This is a genomic window from Psychromonas sp. (genome assembly GCF_983033635.1).
In genome coordinates, this window is the sequence record NZ_CEZLMY010000105.1 from 7,585 (window position 1) to 12,189 (window position 4,605).

3 protein-coding genes are annotated in these 4,605 nt (G+C 41.3%); all 3 read left to right on the plus strand.

Going from position 1 to position 4,605, the window contains the following annotated elements:
- The first annotated feature begins 81 nt into the window (after positions 1 to 81).
- Positions 82 to 1,344 (plus strand): anaerobic sulfatase maturase, encoded by a 1,263-nt coding sequence (locus AC4GME_RS12930; protein ID WP_490379529.1) that lies wholly within the window; start codon positions 82 to 84, stop codon positions 1,342 to 1,344.
- Between the two features lie 22 nt (positions 1,345 to 1,366).
- Positions 1,367 to 2,971: a sulfatase family protein gene (locus tag AC4GME_RS12935; RefSeq protein ID WP_490379530.1), complete on the plus strand. Its 1,605-nt coding sequence runs from the start codon at positions 1,367 to 1,369 to the stop codon at positions 2,969 to 2,971.
- Positions 2,972 to 3,201: 230 nt separating this feature from the next.
- The coding region (locus AC4GME_RS12940; protein WP_490379531.1) for a DUF2264 domain-containing protein at positions 3,202 to 4,605 on the plus strand (1,404 nt) is incomplete at its 3' end.

Here is a 4,605-nt window from a genome sequence, read left to right on the forward strand (position 1 = left end):
CCTCTGTTTTTGACGTATATTATCTTTCGTTTCATTTTTTATGCTTTCAATCTTTTTCGCTTAATATCCTAGAGGTTAGTCATGACTGCATCCAATTTTCAAAAATCTCGTTTTCATATGATGGCTAAACCAACCAGTTACCACTGTAATTTAAAGTGCGATTATTGTTTTTATCTTGAAAAAGAGGAGATGCTGACGCCGTCATTAGATCAAAGTAAGGCTGCGGAGCAAAGCAAGGCTGCGGAGCAAATGTCCGACGGGATGTTGAAACGCTATATCCGTGATTATATCCGCTCACAAGATAGCGATGAGATTGATTTTGCATGGCAAGGTGGCGAACCGACGCTGGCAGGATTAGATTTTTATCGCAATGCGGTGAAATATCAAAAGTTCTATGCCGATGGAAAAACGGTGACGAATAGTTTCCAAACCAATGCGGTAGCGATTAATCGGCAGTGGGCCCAGTTTTTTGCAGAAAATAACTTTCTAATTGGTGTCTCTGTTGACGGCGCTGCTGAGGTACATGATAAATACCGTATTTCAGTGAATGGTAAACCAACCTTTGAACGAGTTAAGCGCGCCATTGAACTTTTGAAAGAGTACAAGGTTAGCTTTAATACTTTAACAGTTATTAATGATCAGAACTGGAATAAAGGTAAAGAGACTTATCAAGTTTTAAAAGCGCTTGGTTCCGTGCACCTTCAATTTATTCCGATTGTTGAAGTTGAACAAAGCTGTCAGCAAACAAATACCGGACATTATTCACCTGCCGCGGATGCAAAATTAACGCATTTCTCAGTGCCTGCTGATGGTTATGGTCAGTTCATGACAGAGGTTTTTGATGAATGGATAAAAGATGATATTGGCAGCATCTTTGTGCGCATGTTTGATAGTGTTCTTGCAACATGGATGGGATATCCCGCGTCTGTCTGCGTACAGGCACGTGAATGCGGTCAAGCGATGGTCATTGAATCTAATGGTGATCTATATTCATGCGACCATTATGTTTATCCGGCCAACAAACTTGGCAATATCAGTAAAACTAATATAACTAAGCTGGCTACCAGCAAGCAGCAACAACGTTTTGGTCACGCCAAATACAGCAAATTAACCAGTCAATGTCAGCAATGTGAGGTGCAGGCTCTCTGTTATGGCGGCTGTCCTAAGCATCGTATTACAGCTATTGAAGGTGAAAAACATAAACAGAATTATCTCTGTAACTCATATAAAAAGATCTTTAAACACACTGCGCCAGCAATGCATTTGATGACTCAGGAAATTCAACGTGGTGGCTTGGCCGCTGACGTTATGCCTATTCTCTCTAACATGCGAAAAACTAATTAATTAAATGAATAAAGGGGTAATAATGAAGCGATTTACATCAAAGAAGACAATATTAGCGGGGCTTGTCGTTGCTGCCTGCGCTGCAGCTCCAGCAATGGTTTTTGCGGCTGAAAATATTGATAAACCCAATGTGCTGGTTATTGTGATGGATGATCTGGGTACTGCGCAGCTGGACTTTATGCTTGATCAAGTGGATAAAGATACCCTTCAGAAGCGTCCTGTTCCTATGCGTTATGATGGTGATTTTGACAAACTGTATGATGCGGCTAAACGTTCAATGCCTAATGTTGCCAAGTTGGCAAATGAAGGTGTAAGAATGACTAACGCATACGTTGCTACACCTGTTTGCGGCCCATCGCGTGCCGGTATGATGACAGGCAGAAATCCACAAAGCTTCGGTACTTACAGTAATGATGATGCTCATTCCGGTATCCCTCTGGATATTAAGCTGTTACCTGAACTGATGAATGAAAATGGCTATGCGACGGCAAATATTGGTAAATGGCATAATGCGAAGGTAAAGAAAACATTAGTGCCTGAAAATGTACGTACTCGTGACTATCATGAGAACCAGATAAAAAAACCTGCAGAAGGATATGGTCCTTTTGAACGAGGATTTGATTACTCGTACAGTTACTACGCTTCTGGCTCTGCATTATATAATTCACCTGCTATCTTCCGTAACGATGAAAATGTCGCAGCGCCTGGTTATCTTACCCATAATCTAACCAATGAAACGATTCAATTTATTGAACAAGCTAAAGATAAACCTTTCTTTATCAACTTGGCAATGAGTGTACCTCATATTCCATTAGATCAGCCTGCGCCTGCTAAATATATGGATCGTTTTAATACCGGCAATGTTGAGGTTGATACATATTACGCTCATGTTAATGCTGCTGATGAAGGTATTGGCATGATCATTGATAAACTGAAGGAAATTGGAGAATACGATAATACGCTTATTTTCTTTTTATCTGATAATGGTGCTGTTTTTGAATCACCAATGCCAATGAATGGTAATGATCGAGGCTTTAAAGGTCAGCGTTATCGCGGCGGAGTACATGTGCCGTTTGTTGCGCACTGGAAAGGCAAGCTTCCTGAAGGGCAGGTAAATAATACTATGATATCGGCGATGGATATTTTACCGACAGCATTAGCCGCCGCAGATATTGATATTCCAACTGAATTAGATGTAAACGGTAAAGATATTATGCCGCTTCTGAAGGGAGAGAAGCAGACGGCACATCAATACTTATACTGGGCAGGTCCTCGCGCATTTCATTATGATTCGAAAAATGCAGATTTCTGGAGTCACTACTGGAAATGGATCTCTTATGAAGAGCAGGAGTTTATCCCTAGCGTATATATTGAAAAACATTCTAAAGGCGAGTGGGCAATTAAAGATCAAGCTTGGTCACTGCATTATTATGATGACGGCAAAGCCGAGTTTGAATTATACAACTACGCTGAAGATCCTGCTGAATCAATTAATTTAGCTAAAAAATATCCAGCAAAAGTTAAAGAGCTGAAAGCCGCTTTTTATGACTGGATCAAAGATAAACCTGCACCGCTTGCCTGGGGTCAGGATCGTTATAAAATTTTAACGGATTCAGCCGCTAAATAATTACCACATTAAAGGCTACCGCAAGGTAGTCTTTTTATACCTATTCGACTTCAAAATGCTAATTCAGAGGTTTTCTAGCTAGCCTCTGATTTCTGCATATTGAGCTAGATTGGGTGTATATCCAAACTGCCTGGCAATGCTGAAATATCTGTTTTCAGTGGTTTGCTTATATTTCAATGCAAACTGCGTATTGTGCCAAGCCAGATTGATATGATAATCGAGATGAATTTATGAGCAAGACGATTAGCGCTAAACCAAGACCCAAAATCCCCTATGAACACCCCGATGCCAGGATGTATTTTAAACTTTTTAAAGAAAATTTAATTAGAGTTAAAAACCGGAAACCTGCTTATAAAAAGCATGATCATACCCTACGCCAGTTATTTCAAAATGATCAGCATGAATTGCAGTATATGTGCGAGCAACTGGTCAGTTACGTGGCTGAGGCATTTAACCATTATGCGCTTTGGGATTATAGCCACGCTTATTATCCTGGACGCCCTAGTCAGCAGACGGCTAGAACGGATGCAATGGAAGGTGTGAGTCGGGTTTTTCCGACACTTGCAGCCTGGTTACATGCCAACGGTAAAGAAAAAACTGTGATTTCCGGGCTTAATGATCAGCCGATTGATATCGCACAAATATTACGGCAGGCTTTTCTGGCGGGTACAAATGCCGGGCATAAAGGCTATTGGGGAAAGCTCCTCGATTACGACCAACGAATTTGCGAAAGTGCCGATTTAGCGCTGGCGTTATGGCTCAGTAAAGAGTGGGTTTGGGATACCTTTACTATTACAGAGCAGCAACAAGTGATCACCTGGTTTAAACAGGTGAACCACTGCCAGACAGTTGATAACAATTGGCACTTATTTCCATTAACTGTACAGCTGGTGGTTAAAGCTTTAACCGCAGAGGATACGATAGATCACGATAGATATCTGCGTGTTAAAGAGTTTTATGTTGGTGAAGGGTGGTTTCGTGATGGGGCGAAAGGTAACTACGATTATTACAATGCGTGGGGCTTTTTTAATTCATTATATTGGTTAGATCAAATCAATCCTGAGTTTGATCCTGATTTTATTCGTCAATCTCTTGCAGATTTTGTTGCTAAATTTCGCTATTTTTTTACCCCTGAAGGCGTTCCTTTTTTTGGTCGCAGCGCCTGTTATCGCCTTGCTGCTTCAGCCCCTTTACTAGCAGCGGTCGATCAAGGTTCTGATGCTATTGCAGTCGGAGAGGCACGTCGTGCATTTCATTGTAATTTACGTTATTTCATCAGTAATGGCGCTTTTGTCAATGGAGCCCCTACTCAAGGCTTGTTCGATGATGATGTTCGTCTGGTGGATAACTACAGTGGCCCTGCGAGTAGTTTTTGGTCATTGCGTGCGTTAAATATCGCACTGTTCTGTGGACAAAGATCTGGATTGTGGCAAGCAGCAGAAGCCCCGTTAGAGATTGAAAAGGGCAACTTCTCATTTGATATTGCGGCGATTGAAGCAAAGGTGATTGGTACTTTTAAAACGAAAGAGGTGGTGGTGATTTTTCAAAGTGATTATAGCGAACAACAATCACCACTGTTACGCCGCTTAGTACAACCTAGTTGGCTGGAACAGCTTGTTGAAAAGATAGTAGGG